Below are 18,872 nucleotides of genomic sequence, written 5' to 3' on the forward strand. Positions count from 1 at the left end.
GGGAATATCTATCTTTGGATGTTAGATCAAAATTATAAAAACCAACTTGCCCCCCCCCTTAGTGTTTTGATTGATTTGTATCAATGTGTCATTAGAGACTGCGTTGATGTGTTTGAGGATATGTTGCGGAATGAGCAAATCTAATTGTTTGTAAGTATAGGAACTTGTGTGATGGCGTCCAAAGAAAGTTGCAAGAGAGTGAAGTATTGGATTGGGGGTTAGAGTTTTTAGAATTGTTTTGATGACTTTTTTGGCTTTCATTGTTTTCCTTACAAAAGATGATTGGAGCTTTGGAGTAGAATTCTACATCAATTCAATCTGTTTCTAAATACAAGACAATCAAGAAAAATCTAGAAGTTAAAAGAGTTGTTGAGCATACATATCATAAAAGCTGTTTGCTAGTGGCTCAAGCTTGATTCTTTTTGCATGGTTTTGACGGATCCCTCTCCCCTGATCTCCCCTAGAATCCCCTAAATTTACTTTTTGTGTGACAACCCAACGATAGAGTGCAATGTTTTTGTTTTATTGTGTTTGGTGGTTTTTTCGATTATTTGGAAGTTGCTTTGTGTGGGATAAACTTACAAGGAGAGGCAGGAGAATCTCCACCCAATCTAGCCTCCATTTCTGGACTTACTTCCTTGTATAGTTTGCTGTGTTGAAGATTAACTAAAACTTTGGCTAGATTGAGTATAATGCCTCTAGAGTTTTTCTTAATGAGCTATCAGCTCAAGAATAGCTTTTACTAGCTCTACCAAAGCTAGCAGAAGCTTTATAAGTTGGAATGCTAAATCCATACTTACCACCTCCTTTCACAAGGAAGCGTCCTTCTCCAACACAAATGTGATTATACAAAACCAAAACTTCAAAAACTCTCACTATTTCAATATAAGCACAAACAACTGCTAACCAAACCAACCTTGTAGAACCCAAAAGGATTCTAGAATTGCCAAAAGTGCGATTTTGTAGAACGCTATTCGCTACTTCTCTTTCTTGAGAATGATTTTGCAGAAGCACACTTCTTAGTCATTGAAACTTGCTTTGCTTTTTTCTATAAGGGGGACAAGGGGGTTTATTGCGAGGCACCCCCCTTATCCCCCTTAAAATCCCCCAAACCCCTGCCCGCTTTTTGTGTGACAACCCAACGATAGAGTGCAATATTTTTGTTTTATTGTGTTTGGTGGTTTTTTGATTTGAAACTAGATTCTTAGAATCTTTAGAATCTTTGTGAAAGCATTCTTGATTCTTTGGTTTCTTGGATTCTTGGAATCTTTTTGAAAAGTTTTAGTTTTGATTTTTAAGAATCTCTTTGCAACTTTTTAAAAAATCACAAAAATATATAAAACCTCACTATTTCAATATAAGCACAAACAACTGCTAACCAAACTAACCTTGTAGAACCAAAAAAGATTCCAAGTCAATGTAATCTTGAACAAGCCTTGCTAATGCAATGCTGGGGTTATGGGGGTTGTTAAGGGGGATAAGGGGAACGCTGCCCTAAGTTCCCCTTGCCCCCCTTAAGAGAGATCCTAGGGGATTCTAGGATTGCATAAAGGATGCTTTACCCAAAAGAAGATTCAGAAGAAAACCCAAACCAAGCTTGAGAAACTTAAAAATATGCTTTTGCCAAAGCAAGAATCAAAACAGAGAATCCAAAAGATTCTAGAATTGCATAAAGGGTGCTTTGCTCAAGCCAACTTCAAAACAAAATCCAAACCAAGCTTGAAATACCAAAAGCTGTGCTTCTACACAGATAAGATCCAAAACAAACACCACATTGTTTCAAAGCTCATTTCGCACCACTTGCTTGCAGTTTGAAATGCTATAGATGTTGGGAGTGCTAAAGATCAACTAGAGATCATCTAGAGATCATCTAAAGATGATGAACTTTTGCAGTATGTTTGATGATTGAAACTTTTTGTGTAGAATTTTATATCGATTCAATTTATCTCTAAATGAGGCAATCAAATCTAGGAAAAGTGATGGAACAATTAGGCATACACAATATCGAGAGGGCGTTTCTCTCTACTTTGCTTTTTGACCCTTCAAAGTTTGAAGAGGTGGAAGATCTCATCTCCAAAGATGACTTTAGCGACCATTTTTATCAAGCCATTTTTGAGGTGATGCAGAAAAGGGCTCAAGCTCAGCTCCCGATCCACGCCGATATTATCGCCTCTCATATCCGTAGCTCTAGGTTTTTTAATGAAGAGGAGTTTTTGAACATTTTGGCTCTTGCCCCTCTTGCCAACCTTTTGGAATACGCTCAAGAGATCAAAAACGCCTCCATCAAAAGATCTTTGCACTCTTTGGCGACATTTGTGGCTCAACAATCTCTAGATGGTGCGATGGCAAGTGAGGATATTTTGCAGGAGGTGGAGAGGCGTATCTACTCTTTGGTGCTAGAGGGTGGTTCTACGGGGGAGTTTAGAGATTCTAAACAGGTGGTAGAAAACACGATTGCGATGATTTTGAAAAACAAGAAGCGTGGGAATAGTGTCCTTGTGGGCTTGAATACGGGGTTTCACGAACTCAATCGCATCACTACAGGATTCAATCCCGGAGAGCTTATCATCATCGGTGCGCGTCCCTCTATGGGCAAAACGACTTTTGCACTCAATATGGTGCAGAAGTTTTTGACTTCAGGCTGTGGCGTGGCGTTTTTCAGTCTTGAGATGAGTGCAGAGCATTTGATGCTTAGGATGCTCTCAGCGATGACTTCGATTCATATGCAAAATTTGAAAACAGGCGAGCTGGATGATTTGCAGTGGGAAAATCTCAACCAAAGTGCAAATGTAATGCAGGGTTATTCTTTTTATGTTGATGATAATTCTTTTTTGAATGTCGCACAATTTCGATCAAAGCTTAGAAAACTCAAGGCACAAGATCCACGACTTGGTGTCGTAGTGGTGGATTATCTCCAGCTTATGCAGGGCAACAAAAGAGGTGGAGGCGAGAACAAAAGGCACGAGGAGGTGAGTGAGATTTCAAGGAGTTTGAAGATTTTGGCAAGAGAATTGCAAATCCCAATCATCGCTCTAAGTCAGCTCAATCGTTCGGTAGAAAGTCGTGATGACAAACGCCCACAACTTTCGGATTTGCGAGAATCAGGTTCGATTGAGCAAGATGCGGATATGATTTTGTTTCTCTATCGCGATGAAGTGTATGCAGAGCGAGAATACAATGCCAAAAGGGCACGCGCCCAAAAGGAGAACAAAGAGTTCAAAGAGGAGTTTCAGCCCTCAGAGATTGAAAAAGCAGAAATCATTGTCGCAAAGAATCGGAACGGAGAAGTTAAAACAGTTAGGGTAAGATTCAACAAAAAATACACGCGTTTTGAGGATCACACCGAGGGGAACAATGAAAATCAAGCTTCAACGCGTATGATGGATTTTAGCGGTGCGATTGAAGTGCCTTTCACATAGGAGTGGTTTTGAGGATAAATAAAAATATTGTATGGATTTCTATGGCATTGAGTGCCTTACTAAGCGTGGAGGGTGCAGAATCAACAGAGGCTCCCAAAGAATATCCATTGACTTTTGATAAAACAGGGACAGGGACTACTCAAGCAGATCTAGTCTATCTTCAGTCGTTTAAGAAGGATCCAGGCGTTGTTCAAAGTGCTGGAGCTAGTGGGGATTTGAGCAATGGGACGGATTATAGTTGGACTTTAAGCGATCCTAACGATTCGGGTAAAAATGGATTGTTGATTCTCAAAACTGACCCAAGTGCTGGTGGAGCTGTGGGGGCAAATCAAGCGGATGAGTTCAAAACCACTGCAAACTTTGTGCGTTCAGGCACTTTCGCTACAAATGGGATTTTGGCACTCAAGAGATTCCAGTTTGTCAATGGTGGGAAGGAAATTAAAGAACCTACAAAAGATACGGAGCAACCAACTAAGATTGCTTCGCTTAAAATCACTAGCATCCCTAGCACCAAAACCGCTGGTAAGGCAGATGATACGATTTTCAAAACCTTTATGTTTGGGGGAGATAGTGTGAGCCTATATAGTGGCACCAAAGTGATTTTGGATGGGTTTGAAAAAACGATTTTGGCAGGAAATGTCAATCTAAATTCTGGGGCAAAGTCTAGATCATACAACGATGGCAAATTGCCCACTACACTTGAGGTAAGCAATACAAAAAATCCATATTCGATACTAGACATCACAGGTTCGCTCTATCTCAATACCTACAATGGATCAAATTTCATCGCCAAAAATCCTTCAGTTTTCACAGCTCAAATCAAGGGGAATATTTATATCAATGGCTATGTGAGTGTATCAGACAAGGCAAGTGCAATATTCCAATCAGAGAATCTTTTGAAGCTCAATTCAAGCCTAGTGATCAACACGCAACTTGCCAAACAAATCTATCAAGATCAGTTGGGGAATCAAAGCTTTGATCCTGACTACAAAAAAGACAAAATACAAAACTTGATTATCAAGGCAAAAAGTATCGAAATGGGTGGGCGTCTGGATGTCGGATCTGGTGCTAGAGGTGCAGAAATCAAAACGGATTCATCAGGTATGCAGATCATTGATGCCTTGCCAAGTGATGTTGGTGCAAAAGTGGAGATAGTGGCAGATATGGATACTTCTATCGGTGCTACGCAATCAACTTCCTCCACTACAGAGAGACCCAAAGACTGGAAAGACATCACTCAAGCACAATTTTTGCAAACAAGTGGAAGCAGTATCAGAATCGGCAAAAACTCAGAAGTAATGCTAAAAGTGATCAACAAGGATTCTTCATCTTTTGGTGAGCAAAACCCTTATGCGATCAAACTTTCAGGGGTCACGATTGAAAGCCAAGAGGCAAATAACCCAATCAACAATCTCCTAGTTGAAGCACAGATAAACAATGGGGCAACTTCGTCATCACCCAAAACATCCTCCAATGAAAAAGGAGCGGGGAAAATCGAGCTAAATGGGTATTTTGAGTTTGAAGCCAATGCGAGAGCAGAAATCAAGGCTTATGATGGGATTAGTTGGGCTAATGGGTTTAATCTCAAACTCCAAGAGGGGGCTAGACTGGGGCTATACAATGGAGGATATGCCCAAGATTCTAAAAACTTTGCAGGGCAAACACAAAATACGCTAGATAATACGGGGCGTTTGGTTGTCGATGGGGGGCGTCTGGAGCTTTGGGGGAGCGATACGCTCAACAACAAAACAGCCACTATCACTTTGAGTGCTCCGTTTGAGCAAAGCGACAAAGACACAAGCGACAAGCTGGTGTATAGGAAAGATAGAGGGATATTTTTCTTGGGAAATGCAGGAGAGAATCGTTTCCATACGATCAATAACTCTTCAGAGATTGTGTTTGATGGCTATGGATATATGGGGACAATGCGTAATGCCGATGATACGGCTACCAAACGCAGTTTGCAAATCATCGCCCCTACAAGCGAGAGGCAAGGGAGTATCATCGCAAAGGGTGAGGGCAATACGATTGAAACCAATGGAGATCTAAAGATCTCACGCCAAGCCATTAAGCTAGAAAAAAAGGAGCTCAAAGGTAAAGATGACAAACCTCTCAAAGACAAAGATGGCAAAGTCATCACTCAAGAGGGACATCTCTACCTCACCACTCACAATATCAGAGAGGCAGTGAATATCATCTTTGGCAACAAAGATGATAAAGTGACACAAAAAGATCGTGTCGATATTTCTGGGGGGACATTGCACCTGCAGTCTTATTATGGCGGAGTGGAGAGCTACAATCTGCGTCTTGCTGATGTGCATATTGATTTTTCTAAGCTTGGATTTTCAGAAACCCCCACAAATCAGCACACCACCCCAACAGGCAAAAATACAGAATCATTTATGAACAAGGGTTTGTTGAGTTTGCGTGGCAATGTAGAGATGTATGGACCCAACAAGAAAGCTTCTTTTTATAATGGCGATGAGGGGAGCAAAGATGCACATATGGATGTGTATGGGACGAATAAAATCGGGTTTTTTGAGCAGATGGAGGATGGGAGTGCTAGTAAATTTAGTTTGATCAATAATGCAACTCTCGCACTTAGATCTTCGGCTAGTCTGTTGATTGGTGGGGATTTGGAAAATAGTGGGCAAATTGTTTTTGATAGTGATCGTTTTGGTATCGGGTTTTTGGGAGTGAATGGCAAGGCAACTTTTGATATGAGCAAATACCAATCAGGGGATTTCTCTGGTCTTGAGCCATTGATCAAAATCAACAATACAAATTTCTACGATCTCTCGCTCTATACGGCGTATGCGGTAATGCACACAGGTGCAGGTATCCAATATCGCGTTGGCGATAAAATCTATAGCAACACTCAAGTGCGTAGCATAAATGCACAAGAGGGTAGGGCACAAAAAGAGACTAGCTATCAAGATCAACAACAGCTTTTGATGAAGCAAATGGATGACTATCTCAATGGGAAAGGGGCGTATGAGAATAATGATGGGAAGCTTGGGGTGTTTTTGATGGGTAAAAGCTTTGTGAATGATTATTCTGTGCTGTTTATGATTGGGCGTAGCGAGGCGATTGGTCAAATACGCATTGATGGGAGTGATACTGGCGTGATCGATCAATATCTTGAGATTCTCAAAAAATCTGAGGGCAATATTTCTGATCGATTGGCAGGAGATATGATCCAAGCGATCCGATCTAGCAACCCCAAAGCAATGCAGGTGCTAAATAACGCTCTAGAAACACAAAATGCCTTGGAGCTTGGGATCCTCAAAGATATGGGGACTTATCAAACTAGCAACTTGATTTCTGTGGCTAGAGAGATTGATCGCAGTATGAGGGCGACTGCCAATCTCATCGATCCTGTGGTGAGCGATTTTGAAAAAATGCAAGTGTTGCGAGAGATGTCGATACAAAATCGTATGGTCAAAGCCTCCAATCCATTTGTGGCAGAGGCTCAAATCGCATTGAGCGTGAATTCTACAAAAGAAAAAACACAAGACAAAAAAGAGGATTTGCGTGCTGATAAAGGCGTGGCAAAGATCGAGCAAGATGAGATTGGCAATGTGTTTGCACTTGATAACACAGATGCCAAAAATAGTATATGGGCTTCGTTGCTGACTTCAACCTCACGCAGTGATGCAAGCACTTCTGCGATTTATGGATTCAATTTGGGCTATGAAATGCAACCTCAAGAAAGCATTTTGGTAGGGTTTTATCTAGGTTATGGATACTCTAACTACAAGCGTGAGATTTTGCAAAACACCGCACACAATCTTGCTTTGAGTGCTTATGTGCGTTTTTATTATGGGAACTCTGAAATCGATTTGGGGGCTGACTATTTGCAAGGATTCAATCATAGCGATCTTGTCAATACTTCGATCACTTCATTGAGCAATCAGTTTGATTTTGCTTCAAGTAGCTTTGATGTGTCGGCGCGTTATGGCTATGTGTTTGACACACCTCTTAGGGGGCTGTATGTCAAGCCTATCGCTTCATTCCATCTTTTTGGAGCATTGTTGCCAGAAGTGGAGGGCAATGGAGTTGCTTCGATCGTGGCTGATGCACAAGGTTTTGGCGGTTTGAGTAGCAGTCTTGGTGCAGAAGTGCGTCAATATGTTTCTCCTTTTTCTTATATTTACCTTTATTCTGCTTTGGGTTATTATTTTTATGATGAATCTTTGGGGGCAAAAGTCTCTTTTAAGCGTGCTTACAATCAAGTCTCTTATGAGGCGTTGGAGCGACCAAACTATATGTTTTCTATCTATGCTGGAGGAGAGGGGTTTGTCACCAAGAATTTTTCTTTGAATGCAAATGCGGGTTATCGTGCAGGATTGGATAAAGGCGATCACAATATCAGCTTGGGTGCAGGGCTGAAATATAAATTTTAAAGGAAAGAAATGGAAGAGTTGTTAGAGGGATGTCCGATTGAAAAATGGAAAGAGATTGTTTTACACGCTAGTCCTTTGCCTGTTGAGCGAGAGTTGGAGCGTTTGCTTGGAGAACTTGCGCGTTATGAGTTGGAGAGGGATGGGCAAGAAGTGAGTTTTGAGGCGATCAAAAAACAGAAACAAAGCCTTGCCATCACTTCAATGGCAAACATTTTGAGTGCCAATGAGTAGAATCATTGTTCTTTTGTTGGGGGTTTTTTCTTGTGTTTTTGGGGCGTGGGGCTATCAGCAAGAATTGACACTCAAACGCAATGAGCTCTATGAGGTCAAGTTGCTTGTGGGGCGTGGAGATGAGCGTCCTTTGTCGTTTTTTTGGACATTGATTGCAGATGGTGGCATTGTGGTTTTGGCAAAATACAATGGCTTCAATCAGCAAACGATTTTGTGGCAAGAACACTCGCTCAATGCTCTAAAGATCTATTTGGATTCTTCTGTGATGTATCAGCCCCCTTATGTTTGCATTTTTTTTAAAAGCTATGATGAAAAATCCAAACAAGCCACCTTTTTGCTAACAACTTTTGGAGATGTGTATGTGCGTTAAAGAACAGACAGATATAACGGCTTTGCAAGCGATTCAAGCTCAGATCCAATCAATGATTGAAGAATACGATAACCCCTATCTTATGCGACTTTGGGGGCATATCACACATGGCAAAATGCTTAGGAGTCGTTTGATTTTGGAGATTGCAGGATGGAATGCTCAGAGTGTGAAGCTCTCTGCTGTGGTGGAGCTGATACAACTTGCCTCACTTCTGCACGATGATGTGATTGATAATGCAAGTCTTAGGAGATCCAAACCTTCCATCAATGAGCTTTTTGGGAATCAAAATGCCGTAATGCTAGGCGATGCACTTTATTCCAAAGCTTTTTATTATCTATGTGATTTTGCCACCCCTATTGCCCGTAGCCTCTCAAATGCGGTTTGTCAGCTCTCAAGTGGCGAGATTTGGGATGTTTTCCTTGCTCAAGAAGTCAATGGGTCTTTGGATGTGTATTTTCAGATGATTGAGCAAAAAACCGCCTCACTGATTGCTTCAAGTGCCGAGTGTGCGGCTCATCTTGCAGGTTTGGATTCAAAGGCGTATTTGCATTATGGCAAATGTTTGGGGATGGCGTTTCAGATTGTTGATGATATTTTGGACATCACGCAACCTCAAGAGGTTTTGGGGAAACCTGCGATGAGTGATTTCAAAGAGGGCAAGATGACTTTGCCTTATCTACTTCTACAAGACAAGCTAGAAGTTTGGGAGCAAGAGAGGCTCAAAGCGATGTGTGGCGTGGAACTTGACACGGAGCAAAGGGAATGGGTGGCAAGCCAAATGCAAAAACACCAATGTATCAAACAGAGTGCAGCGATTGCCCAAAAGTATGCAAATGATGCAGTGGAGCTTCTACCAAAACCCTACAACCCAAAGCTTGATGCAATCATTGCTTCAATGGTCCAAAGGAGTTTTTGATGTATGCTGTGGTGAGTTTTTCATACAAGCACTTAGAGATTGCATTGAGGGAGCAAATCGCATTGCCCCAAGACAAAATGCAAGAGTTTTATGCGAGTTTAAAAGCAGAAATATCAGAGATTGAAGAATGTATCGTGCTTTCTACTTGCAATCGTTTTGAGTTGATTATGGCGTTGGAGCGGTGGGATGAGGCGTTGCTCGTGCGGATCGTGCAGTGGGTGGCAGGGTATCAAGGCGTTTCTTATGAGTCGCTCAAAAATGGTGCGATGTTGTTTGGTGGCAAAGAGGCGATTGGGCATATTTTTGAGGTTGCAAGTAGTTTGGATAGCCTTGTTGTGGGGGAAACGCAAATCACAGGGCAACTCAAAAGTGCTTACAAATTTTCCTATGAGAATGGATTTTGCCACAAAGAGCTAACGCGATTGATACATTTTGCGTTCAAATGTGCGGCTATGATTCGCACACAGACACAAATCTCCAAAAACGCTATTTCTATTTCTTCTATTGCCGTTTCGCAACTGATGCTTTTGTGTGGCGATACTCCCAAAAAAGCCCTAGTGATTGGGGCAGGGGAGATGGGGAGATTGTGCGTTAGGCATTTACTTGCTCATCAGTTTGAAGTCAAGCTCATCGTGCGTCATCTAGAGAATGCTAGAGAGTTTGTTGAAAGTCTTGATACCCCCTCTATTAGCGTCGCTTCTTTTGGAGATTTGCAAAGCGATCTTTGTGATTATCCTTATGTTTTCACTGCTACAGGGGCACAAAATGCAATTATCACCAAAGCGATGATTGCACCAAGTGCATTGGATAGGATATGGTTTGATCTTGCTTTGCCTCGCGATATTGAGGGGAGTAGGGAGGAGTTGCAGGGCAAAGGAATCAGCCTCTATGTGATTGATGATTTGCAAGAATTGATGAATGCAAATATGCAAAAAAGGCAAGGAGAGCTTCTAGAAGCACACAAAATCATCAAACATCAGATTCAAGAGTTTGAGATTTGGCTCAAAGGGCTTGAGGTGGAGCCATTGATCAAGTCGTTTCGAGAAAAAGCACGCACTTGTTGCGTGGGGGAGGTGGATAGGGCGATACAAAAAGGCTATTTGCAAGAAGAAGAGCGTGAGAATGTGATACGGATTTTGCACAACGCGTTCAATAAGTTTTTGCATCATCCGACAATCTACATCAAATCTATCCAAGAGAAGCCAGAAGGGGACTTTATCCTAGAAAATGTCAAAAAGCTTTTTGATCTTGGAGAGCAGAACACCACGCAAATGTCTTATAAATGTGAAAAAGATCAATAAAAGGAGTTTGAAATGAAAATGAGCGAGAGCTTCATCTATACTTCCAAAGAAACCCCAAAAGATGCTGAGCTCAAGAGCCATCAGTTTTTGGTGCGGGCTGGATATATCCAACAAGTTGGAGCAGGGATTTACAATCTACTGCCTTTGGGGTTGAGTGTCTTGGAAAATATCAAGACAATCATTCGGAAACATCTCAATGACGCAGGGGCACAGGAGCTGGTGCTAGGTTTTGTCACCCCTGCGAGTTTTTGGCAGAAGTCGGGGCGTTATGAACAATATGGCAAAGAGCTACTAAGAATCAAAGACAGAAAAGATCAAGATTTTGTGCTAGGTCCGACTTATGAAGAGGCGATTGTGGAGTGTGTGCGTGGGAGGATCGCAAGCTACAAGCAACTCCCTATCAATCTCTATCAGATCCATTTGAAGTTTCGCGATGAGTTGAGGGCTAGGTTTGGTCTGATTCGTGGGCGGGAGTTTGTGATGAAAGATGCCTATAGTTTCCATAGCACTCAAGAGGATTTGGATCGAGAGTTTTTGGTGATGGAAGAGGCTTATCGCAAGATTTTTGATGAGCTAGGGATCAGATATGTTGTCGTCGAGGCAGATAGTGGGGCGATTGGAGGGAGTGGGAGCAAGGAGTTTATGCTCCTTGCCTCTTGTGGTGAAGACACGCTAGTCACTTGTGAGTGTGGCTATGCGAGTAATATCGAAGTCGCAAAAATCGGAGAGGATGATAAATGCTGTAAGTGTGGCTCTACCCTCAGATATGAAAAAGGGATCGAGATCGGGCATATTTTCAAGCTGGGCGATAAATACTCCAAACCGATGAATGCGACTTTTTTGGATCAGCAGGGCAAAGCACAGCCTTTTGTGATGGGGTGCTATGGGATAGGGGTCTCGCGTCTGATTGCAGGAATCGCAGAGCAAATGAGCGATGACAAAGGCTTGTGTTGGAATAGCAATATCGCACCTTTTGAAAAACTCATTTTGATTTCAAATATCAAAGATGAGAGGCAGAGGGAGGTTGGGCTATCTCTCTATCATCATTTGCGTGCCAAAGGGGAGCGTGTCTTGCTAGATGATCGCAATGAGCGTTTTGGGGTGAAAATCAGTGATTTTGAGCTGTTGGGGATCCCTGAAGCGTTGGTTGTAGGCAAGGATTTGGAGAATGGGCAAGTAGAGCTTATCAATCGCAAAGATTCAAATAGGTTGCGATTGGAGATCGATACGATTTTGGGAGCATAGGATGAGAGTTTTTTGGTTTTTGGTTTTTTATTTTTTCTTGGAGCTTGGGGGGTTTGTCGCTTTTAGCCATTATTTTGGGTTTTTGAATCTTGTCCTTGAAATCATCTTGAGTGCTTTTGTGGGGATATGGTTGTTGAAAAAAGTTTTTTTGCTAGATGGAAGCTCGATTTCTGATTTTTTTAGGGAGATCAAAAGCCCTAGGGATTTGTTGGTGTCAAATTTGAGCAAAACACTCGGGGCGATTTTGATTATTTTGCCCGGAGTTTTTGGGGATTGTGTGGGGGTGGCATTGCAGATTGGTGTGTTTGATGGTGTGATTATTGGCTTGTTGAGTAAGTTTTTTGTGGATACAAGCACACGCAGAGATGAAGATGCAGACATCATCGATGCAGAGATTATTTATGAGGAAGATACAGATGAAAAAAGTCATCATAGGCACTAGAGGGAGTGCTTTGGCACTATGGCAGGCTCACTATATTGCCAAACGATTGTTAGAAGAGTGTCAGCTAGAGAGTGAGATAAAAATCGTGCAAACAAAAGGCGATAAAATCTTGGACACGCCATTATCCAAAATCGGAGGCAAGGGGCTTTTTACCAAAGAGCTTGAGGAGCTTTTGTTGCACAAAGAGATCGATCTTGCAGTCCATTCGCTCAAAGATGTGCCGGTGGTGCTTCCTGATGGTTTGAATCTGTGTGCGATTACAGAACGCGAAGATGTGAGGGATTGTTTTTTGAGTTTGCATTATGGGAGCATTGCTGAGTTGCCACAAGGTGCGAGAGTGGGGACAACTTCTCTAAGACGGACAATGCAAGTCAAATCAATGCGTCAAGATTTGCAAACACAAAGCTTGAGGGGCAATGTGCAAACGCGTTTGAAGCGATTGGAAAATGGGGAATTTGAGGGGATTATTTTGGCAAGTGCAGGTTTGAAAAGGTTGGGGATACAAGGGGAGATCCCTTTTTGCCATTTCCTCTCAACTCAAGAAATGCTTCCTGCGATGGGGCAGGGTGCTTTGGGGCTTGAGAGCCATCAAGATTCGCCTTTTAATGCGTATTTTGCGATGCTCAATGATCCACAAACAGCTTTGCTGTGTGGGTGCGAACGAGAGTTTGTCAAAAGGCTAGATGGTGGGTGTCAAGTGCCAATCGGTGTGTATGCGATGATGGAAGATGAGGCAATCGTCCTTGAAGCCAAAATTGGATTGCCAAGTGGTGGGCAGATGTTGCGCTCAAAAATCAAGGGGCAAAATGCCAAGGAGATCGCCACAAAACTAGCAGATGAGTTTTTGGCTCAAGGTGCAAGGGAAATCTTGCAAAAAGCCCAAGAGTGGGATTTCTCAGCTACAATCTAGCGAGTTTGCTAGGCAAAGCTTGAAGTTTTGGTTTTTGGTATTTTGTATCGAAATGATAGGGGGGGTGCGTTTGTCCTTGCCTCATCTCCTTATCTCAACTTCTAGAGTTTGTCTTTCTACAAGATTGGTATAGCACAAATACGCTCCTTTTTGTTTCAACATTATTCTCTCCATTGGAATCACTTGTTTCTTGATTTGTCAAATGTGTTGCTGTAATGGTATTGGCAGAGATGCCTCCATTGCTCTAAGGGCTGATTGAATGAGTATGCACCACAAAACATTGAATCCATATTGATGACACTTAAGATATTCCACTTACCCAAGGGTTGATTAAACTTTTTTGCATGAGCAAACATCTTGCTCATATCTCTTACATTACTCACATCCCAATTCTCTAAAGGCTGATTAAATACACTTGCCTTATAAAACATACCCCCCATATCCTCCACTTTCGAGACATCCCATTTTTGCAAAGACTGATTAAACTTTTTTGCATGAGCGAACATGGCATTCATATTTTCCACATTACTCACATCCCAATTCTCTAAAGGCTGATTGAAACTCATTGCTTTAAAAAACATTTCTTTCATATTTTTAACGCTAGAGACATCCCATTTCCCTAAAGAACAATCAAATTCTTCTGCATGGGCAAACATACCCCCCATATCCTCCACTTTCGAGACATCCCATTTTTGCAAAGACTGATTAAACTTTTTTGCTTTAAAAAACATTTCTTTCATATCTCTTACATTACTCACATCCCAATTCTCTAAGGGTTGATTGAATGATTCAGCCCAATAGAACATTCTTTTTATATCCTCCACTTTCGAGACATCCCATTTTTGCAAAGACTGATTAAACTTTTTTGCATGAGCAAACATCTTGCTCATATCTCTTACATTGCTGACATCCCATTGCCCCAGAGGTTGATTGAATGCTTTTGCAAACTCAAACATTCCACTCATATTTGTTACACGCCCTACATTCCACTTATCCAGAGGCTGATTAAATTTTTCTGTATGAGCGAACATGGCATTCATATTTTCCACATTACCCACATCCCAATTCTCTAGGGGTTGATTAAACTCTTCTGTATAATGAAACATAATACTCATATCTCTTACATTGCTTACATCCCATTGCCCCAGAGGTTGATTGAATGCTTTTGCACTATAAAACATTCTAACCATAGATATCACACTAGAAACATCCCATTGCCCCAGAGGCTGATTGAATGCTTTTGCAAACTCAAACATTCCACTCATATCTCTTACATTGCTTACATTCCACTTATCCAGAGGCTGATTAAACTTTTCTGTATGAGCAAACATCTTGCTCATATCTCTTACATTGCTTACATTCCAATTCTCTAAGGGTTGATTGAATGAGTATGCACCACAAAACATTGAATCCATATTGATGACACTTAAGACATTCCACTTATCCAGAGGCTGATTAAACTTTTCTGTATGAGCAAACATCTTGCTCATATCTCTTACATTGCTTACATTCCAATTCTCTAAGGGTTGATTGAATGCTTTTGCATAGCCAAACATCTCTCTCATATTTTCCACATTGCTCACATCCCAATTCTCTAGGGGTTGATTGAAGGTTTCGCTCCAACAAAACATTTTACTCATATCTCTTACATTACTCACATCCCACTGAGTAATTCCCACAAACTCATCATTACTCCTTTGGGTATTTGAAAACAAAAAACTCATATCTGTGATTTTACTAGTATCAATATCACCTAGTGCAATGCTGATATCTTCACAAAGTGCTTTGAGCTCTTCTTTTGTAGAGGGTGTGTATTTTTTCATTTTTTTCTCTCCAATAGTTAAAACTTTACAATTTCGATCCGTGAATAAATAATCTGTATTTTTATTTTCCAGAGTGCCATTTGAGCTGCTTTCCTTCTTTTGTTTTTGGGTATAGGCGTTCAATCGCAGAGCTTTCGTTCTCAAGTTTTGATCTGATACCATAAATACTTCCATTGGGCATTTTGTAGGCATCTCCGCCATAATTACCTATACCCTCTTTTGGATATTCTCCATTAGGGATATTCTTTCCACTGTTTTGAATGTTTTCAACACTCGCTTTAAAATCTTTCTCTGGAATTGTCCCTATCTTATCATTTTCTTTGATTTGTTGCTTCCCTTTACGGGTAATGTTATTAGTCTTCACATATGGATCATTAATGAGTTCTTTGCCACTCCTTTGCTCACTCTCTTTAATTCCTTTCTCAGTTGTTTTTTTGCTAGGCTTCATTGTTGCTTTTTTAGCCACCCAAGTAACAACTCTTTTGATCAAAGGAGCTAAATTATCCCTCTCTCCATTCCCACTCATATCACCCAAGTAAGCGATCGCATTATAAGCATTCCCTTGTTTAAAAATGCTTGAATCTGCATATCTAACATTCCACTCTCGAGTGTTGATTGTATTGGTATTTTGATTAATCGCGATGAGCTTGAGATCCCAGCCACAACTCTTGAAAACGCTTTTAGAATCGCTTATAGCAATAAAAAAAGCAGTGCTATCGAGGTTCTATCAGATTTGAAAAGACGCAATAAGTTAGATGAACTCAAATCTGTTTTTCCAAATTTTGATTACATTTATGACAAAGGATGTCGCACACTCAAATTCAGTGGAGTTTTGAAACATTCCTAAATATCACTATTGTTTAATGTCAAATAATGGTTTTTAATTATTAAGTAATGTATGAAATTGTAAGAGATCTTGCAATCACATTCTAATTCTTTTTCAGCAATTGCATCATCTACCTTTTGCGTATAGTTTTGATGAAATGATAAGAATGGTGTAATAAGACTGCAAGAGTGATGATAAAAACAATTGCCCAAAAGCAAATTATGATCAGAAGAGGGAGATCCACTGGGAGATAATGCAACACAAGTAAAAGAGGAAGGTCAAAAATAGACTTAAAGAAGAGTGGTTAAATAACCTAAAAGCTCTTGCTGATAAGGCGTATTATCAAAAAACAGATAAATGCAAAGCATCACAAAACAATATCCACAAATGAAGCTAAGATGATATAAGTATTTAGTGTGGATTAAGATTGAAAATCTCATCATACAAGAACCAATACATAAGACAAGCACAATCGGAATAAAAAGCATAAGGCTCATAAAATCCAAAAAATGTATCAAACGCGTGTCAAATGGACTATATGCAAGAGGTGCAAAGCCAATCAGCATCATTCTGATTGCAAGATTTTTGGTTTGTTTTTGTGTATCGTGGAGAAGATTGTAGAAATACAAACATAAAATAGGCAAGAAAATAAGATAAAACAATGAGATTAGTTTGAAATGTATTTGCATTGCTTAGAATTAGAAAAATGTAAAAACCACATTGAGATGATGTGAAATATCATTGGAGGTATTTCTGAATCTATAAATATTGATGCGATATAAAATATCCACATTAATGGGTATTATTTTCCATAGTGTGATCCCTGTTTCTGCATATCCCCCAATAGTTTGAAATTTATCTTTAGTATCAAATAGTATGCCTCCACCTAGGGCAAACGCAAAGGGAAAGAAATTTTCGTCAAATATGGGGGTATGCCAATAAAATATTCCGCCCATAGATTGAGTTTGCAATAAATCAAAAGAATAGAGATATTTAAGACGCAGACCAAATATGTTGGAAGTTGCAGGAGCGCGATTCCAATCAAGAATATAATTCCATCCAATACTTCCTCCAAGAACAAGAGAGGTTTTTGAATCTGAAGTTTGTAAGCTTGTATCAGTGCCAATGTGAAAAGAGGCTAATTGTAAAAAGTTGGATGTAAACATCATTAAATATGGACGATTCTCTGCCCTAGAAATAAAAAACATTAGCAATAAACAAAGAATAGTCTTTTTCATTTATTTTTCCTTAACTTGTTAGAAAAATGTAAAAACTACATTGAGATGATGTGAAATATCATTGGAGGTATTTCTGAATCTATAAATATTGATGCGATATAAAATATCCACATTGACAGGTATTATTTTCCATAGTGTGATCCCTGTTTCTGCATATCCCCCAATCCTTGCTTGTTCTTGAGTTTCCCATAAAACACCAGTGCCCAAGATAAGAGCAGCAGCAGAGATTCCATGGGAAAGATGCAGATAGTTCACTAGCCCAAAAGATTGTGTTCTTGGTTTGTCAAAGGTATAGAGATATTTAAGACGCCAACCATAGATTGGTGGACCATGTCTCGTAACATAAATGTCTCCTATACTGCCTCCAAGAATAAGAGAGTTGCTAGAATCTGAAGAGCGAAAATTGCTATCAGAACCGACATGCAAAGAAAACATCTGGAGATAGCTCAAGTAATAATTGATCACATAATCTTCCCTTGGATCTGCTCTTGATTCAGAATGAATGCCCACTATCAACAAAACAAAAAGCATAAGTTTCTTTTTCATTTATTTTTCCTTAACTTGTTAGAAAAATGTAAAAACTACATTGAGATGATGTGAAATATCTCGTCCATACATATTCATTCGATACAAAATATCTACATTGACAGGTATTGTCTTCCATAGTGCAATCCCTGTTTCTGCATATATTCCATTTCTGGTTTTTTCTTGAGTTTCCCATAAAACACCAACACCCAAAGAAAGTGCAGAAGGGAACAAATAGCCATAGGACATATGCAAATAATACACTAATCCCAAAGATTGCGTCCTTGGTTTGTCAAAGGTATAGAGATATTTAAGACGCCAACCATACCTTCGCAATGGTTCGTTAATATTCACAAAATCAATCAGATAATTGATACCCATACTGCCTCCGAGAACAAGAGAAGTGTTGGAGTTTGAATCTTGGAAACTTGTAGTGGAGCCAACAAGAAAAGAATAGATTTGAAGATTATCAGAGAAAATAAGAAATTGATCATTTGAATCTGCCCTTGATTCAGAATGAATGCCTACTATCAACAAAACAAAAAGTATGAGTTTCTTTTTCATTTATTTTTCCTTAACTTGCTATAAAAATGTAAAAACCACATTGAGGTGATGTGAAATATCTTGTCTATACACATTCACTCTGTGTGTCACAAACTTCAGCACCAAAAGTTCCAACAGGATATGCACCAAATCAATCTAAAGCTTATGCTTGATGTATTTGGTTGGCACTTTGAAAATCACTTTATAAACGCTCTCTTGGGTTTCCTCTCCTGTGCCAAAACCTGCACTATGAATATCGTATGGGGCGAAGATGATCATATCGTTTGCACAAAGTTTGACTTGATTGTATGCTGCTGTTTGACTTTCCCAAACGATGAGATCTTTTGATGAATCATAGGGGATTTTTTCTTGAAAATTTTTGGGCAATCCAAAGAGAAAATGTTCATACCCCTTGATGACAATTTGAAAATCAAAATATTCTTGATGAGATTCAAAAAACGGCTCGCTTTTGAGCTGGTAACAATGCCCAATCACAAAGATACCATGATCCAAATCCTCTTTGAATTGCTCTCCTTTTTTGAGTGAGAGAAGCTTTTGGTTGAGCGGGTGGTTTGGGTTGCAAATGTTTAAAATCGCACAATGCAGACTTTCTAGCTCTATTGTTTTGCCAAACAAATGATGTAGGGTTTCAATATCTCCAATAATTGCCATTTTGA

Annotated in this window: 19 protein-coding genes; 10 read left to right on the plus strand and 9 right to left on the minus strand. The window is 40.1% G+C overall.

Going from position 1 to position 18,872, the window contains the following annotated elements:
- Window positions 1-21: 21 nt before the first annotated feature.
- Window positions 22-261, minus strand: a complete 240-nt coding sequence (locus BBW65_RS00995) for a hypothetical protein (RefSeq protein WP_066338523.1) — start codon at window positions 259-261, stop codon at window positions 22-24.
- Window positions 262-726: 465 nt separating this feature from the next.
- The gene (locus BBW65_RS01000; RefSeq protein WP_066338525.1) at window positions 727-1,014 is read right to left on the minus strand and encodes a hypothetical protein; all 288 of its coding nucleotides are present in this window, start codon (window positions 1,012-1,014) and stop codon (window positions 727-729) included.
- Between the two features lie 965 nt (window positions 1,015-1,979).
- Between BBW65_RS01000 and BBW65_RS01010 the strand changes: the two genes are divergently transcribed.
- The 9 genes from BBW65_RS01010 to hemC are packed head-to-tail and all read left to right on the plus strand — an operon-like array spanning window position 1,980 to window position 13,240.
- On the plus strand, window positions 1,980-3,419 hold the full coding sequence (locus tag BBW65_RS01010) for a replicative DNA helicase (RefSeq protein WP_066338530.1): 1,440 nt from the start codon (window positions 1,980-1,982) through the stop codon (window positions 3,417-3,419).
- Between the two features lie 8 nt (window positions 3,420-3,427).
- The gene (locus tag BBW65_RS01015; protein ID WP_199919444.1) at window positions 3,428-7,825 is read left to right on the plus strand and encodes an autotransporter outer membrane beta-barrel domain-containing protein; all 4,398 of its coding nucleotides are present in this window, start codon (window positions 3,428-3,430) and stop codon (window positions 7,823-7,825) included.
- 9 nt (window positions 7,826-7,834) lie between these two features.
- A complete protein-coding gene (locus tag BBW65_RS01020; protein WP_066338534.1) occupies window positions 7,835-8,056 on the plus strand; it encodes a DUF2018 family protein in 222 nt (73 codons plus the stop codon).
- Complete coding sequence (locus tag BBW65_RS01025) at window positions 8,049-8,426, plus strand: hypothetical protein (protein ID WP_066338536.1); 378 nt, start codon at window positions 8,049-8,051, stop codon at window positions 8,424-8,426. The genes BBW65_RS01020 and BBW65_RS01025 overlap by 8 nt, the downstream gene beginning before the upstream one ends.
- Complete coding sequence (locus tag BBW65_RS01030; RefSeq protein ID WP_083985957.1) at window positions 8,416-9,342, plus strand: polyprenyl synthetase family protein; 927 nt, start codon at window positions 8,416-8,418, stop codon at window positions 9,340-9,342. The genes BBW65_RS01025 and BBW65_RS01030 overlap by 11 nt, the downstream gene beginning before the upstream one ends.
- Window positions 9,342-10,643 carry a glutamyl-tRNA reductase gene (hemA, locus tag BBW65_RS01035; protein ID WP_066338539.1) on the plus strand — a complete coding sequence of 434 codons (1,302 nt, stop codon included), beginning with the start codon at window positions 9,342-9,344 and terminating at the stop codon, window positions 10,641-10,643. Before BBW65_RS01030 ends, hemA begins: the two co-directional genes overlap by 1 nt.
- Before the next feature lie 12 nt (window positions 10,644-10,655).
- Window positions 10,656-11,888 (plus strand): proline--tRNA ligase, encoded by a 1,233-nt coding sequence (proS, locus tag BBW65_RS01040; RefSeq protein ID WP_066338541.1) that lies wholly within the window; start codon window positions 10,656-10,658, stop codon window positions 11,886-11,888.
- Window position 11,889: 1 nt separating this feature from the next.
- The gene (locus BBW65_RS01045; RefSeq protein WP_066338543.1) at window positions 11,890-12,330 is read left to right on the plus strand and encodes an FxsA family protein; all 441 of its coding nucleotides are present in this window, start codon (window positions 11,890-11,892) and stop codon (window positions 12,328-12,330) included.
- Window positions 12,305-13,240, plus strand: a complete 936-nt coding sequence (gene hemC / locus BBW65_RS01050; protein WP_066338545.1) for a hydroxymethylbilane synthase — start codon at window positions 12,305-12,307, stop codon at window positions 13,238-13,240. The genes BBW65_RS01045 and hemC overlap by 26 nt, the downstream gene beginning before the upstream one ends.
- A gap of 179 nt (window positions 13,241-13,419) precedes the next feature.
- Here the strand turns inward: hemC and BBW65_RS01055 are convergent, their stop codons facing one another.
- Together BBW65_RS01055 and BBW65_RS07840 are read right to left on the minus strand one after the other, a co-directional pair.
- A complete protein-coding gene (locus tag BBW65_RS01055; RefSeq protein WP_199919445.1) occupies window positions 13,420-15,063 on the minus strand; it encodes a BspA family leucine-rich repeat surface protein in 1,644 nt (547 codons plus the stop codon).
- 61 nt (window positions 15,064-15,124) lie between these two features.
- The gene (locus BBW65_RS07840; protein ID WP_066338547.1) at window positions 15,125-15,589 is read right to left on the minus strand and encodes a hypothetical protein; all 465 of its coding nucleotides are present in this window, start codon (window positions 15,587-15,589) and stop codon (window positions 15,125-15,127) included.
- 102 nt (window positions 15,590-15,691) lie between these two features.
- Between BBW65_RS07840 and BBW65_RS01065 the strand changes: the two genes are divergently transcribed.
- Window positions 15,692-15,910 (plus strand): hypothetical protein, encoded by a 219-nt coding sequence (locus BBW65_RS01065; RefSeq protein ID WP_066338548.1) that lies wholly within the window; start codon window positions 15,692-15,694, stop codon window positions 15,908-15,910.
- Window positions 15,911-16,179: 269 nt separating this feature from the next.
- On the opposite strand, the gene BBW65_RS01070 is transcribed toward BBW65_RS01065, so the two are convergent.
- The 5 genes from BBW65_RS01070 to BBW65_RS01090 all read right to left on the minus strand — a co-directional run bounded on the left by BBW65_RS01070 (window position 16,180) and on the right by BBW65_RS01090 (window position 18,867).
- The gene (locus BBW65_RS01070; protein ID WP_066338550.1) at window positions 16,180-16,578 is read right to left on the minus strand and encodes a hypothetical protein; all 399 of its coding nucleotides are present in this window, start codon (window positions 16,576-16,578) and stop codon (window positions 16,180-16,182) included.
- 9 nt (window positions 16,579-16,587) lie between these two features.
- The gene (locus BBW65_RS01075; protein WP_066338557.1) at window positions 16,588-17,127 is read right to left on the minus strand and encodes a hypothetical protein; all 540 of its coding nucleotides are present in this window, start codon (window positions 17,125-17,127) and stop codon (window positions 16,588-16,590) included.
- Between the two features lie 18 nt (window positions 17,128-17,145).
- Window positions 17,146-17,673, minus strand: a complete 528-nt coding sequence (locus tag BBW65_RS01080; RefSeq protein WP_066338559.1) for a hypothetical protein — start codon at window positions 17,671-17,673, stop codon at window positions 17,146-17,148.
- Between the two features lie 18 nt (window positions 17,674-17,691).
- Window positions 17,692-18,216 (minus strand): hypothetical protein, encoded by a 525-nt coding sequence (locus BBW65_RS01085; RefSeq protein WP_066338565.1) that lies wholly within the window; start codon window positions 18,214-18,216, stop codon window positions 17,692-17,694.
- A 135-nt stretch (window positions 18,217-18,351) separates the two neighbouring features.
- Window positions 18,352-18,867: a YhcH/YjgK/YiaL family protein gene (locus BBW65_RS01090; RefSeq protein WP_066338568.1), complete on the minus strand. Its 516-nt coding sequence runs from the start codon at window positions 18,865-18,867 to the stop codon at window positions 18,352-18,354.
- Window positions 18,868-18,872: the final 5 nt, after the last annotated feature.

It is taken from the genome of Helicobacter enhydrae, assembly GCF_001693335.1.
GTDB lineage: Bacteria > Campylobacterota > Campylobacteria > Campylobacterales > Helicobacteraceae > Helicobacter_G > Helicobacter_G enhydrae.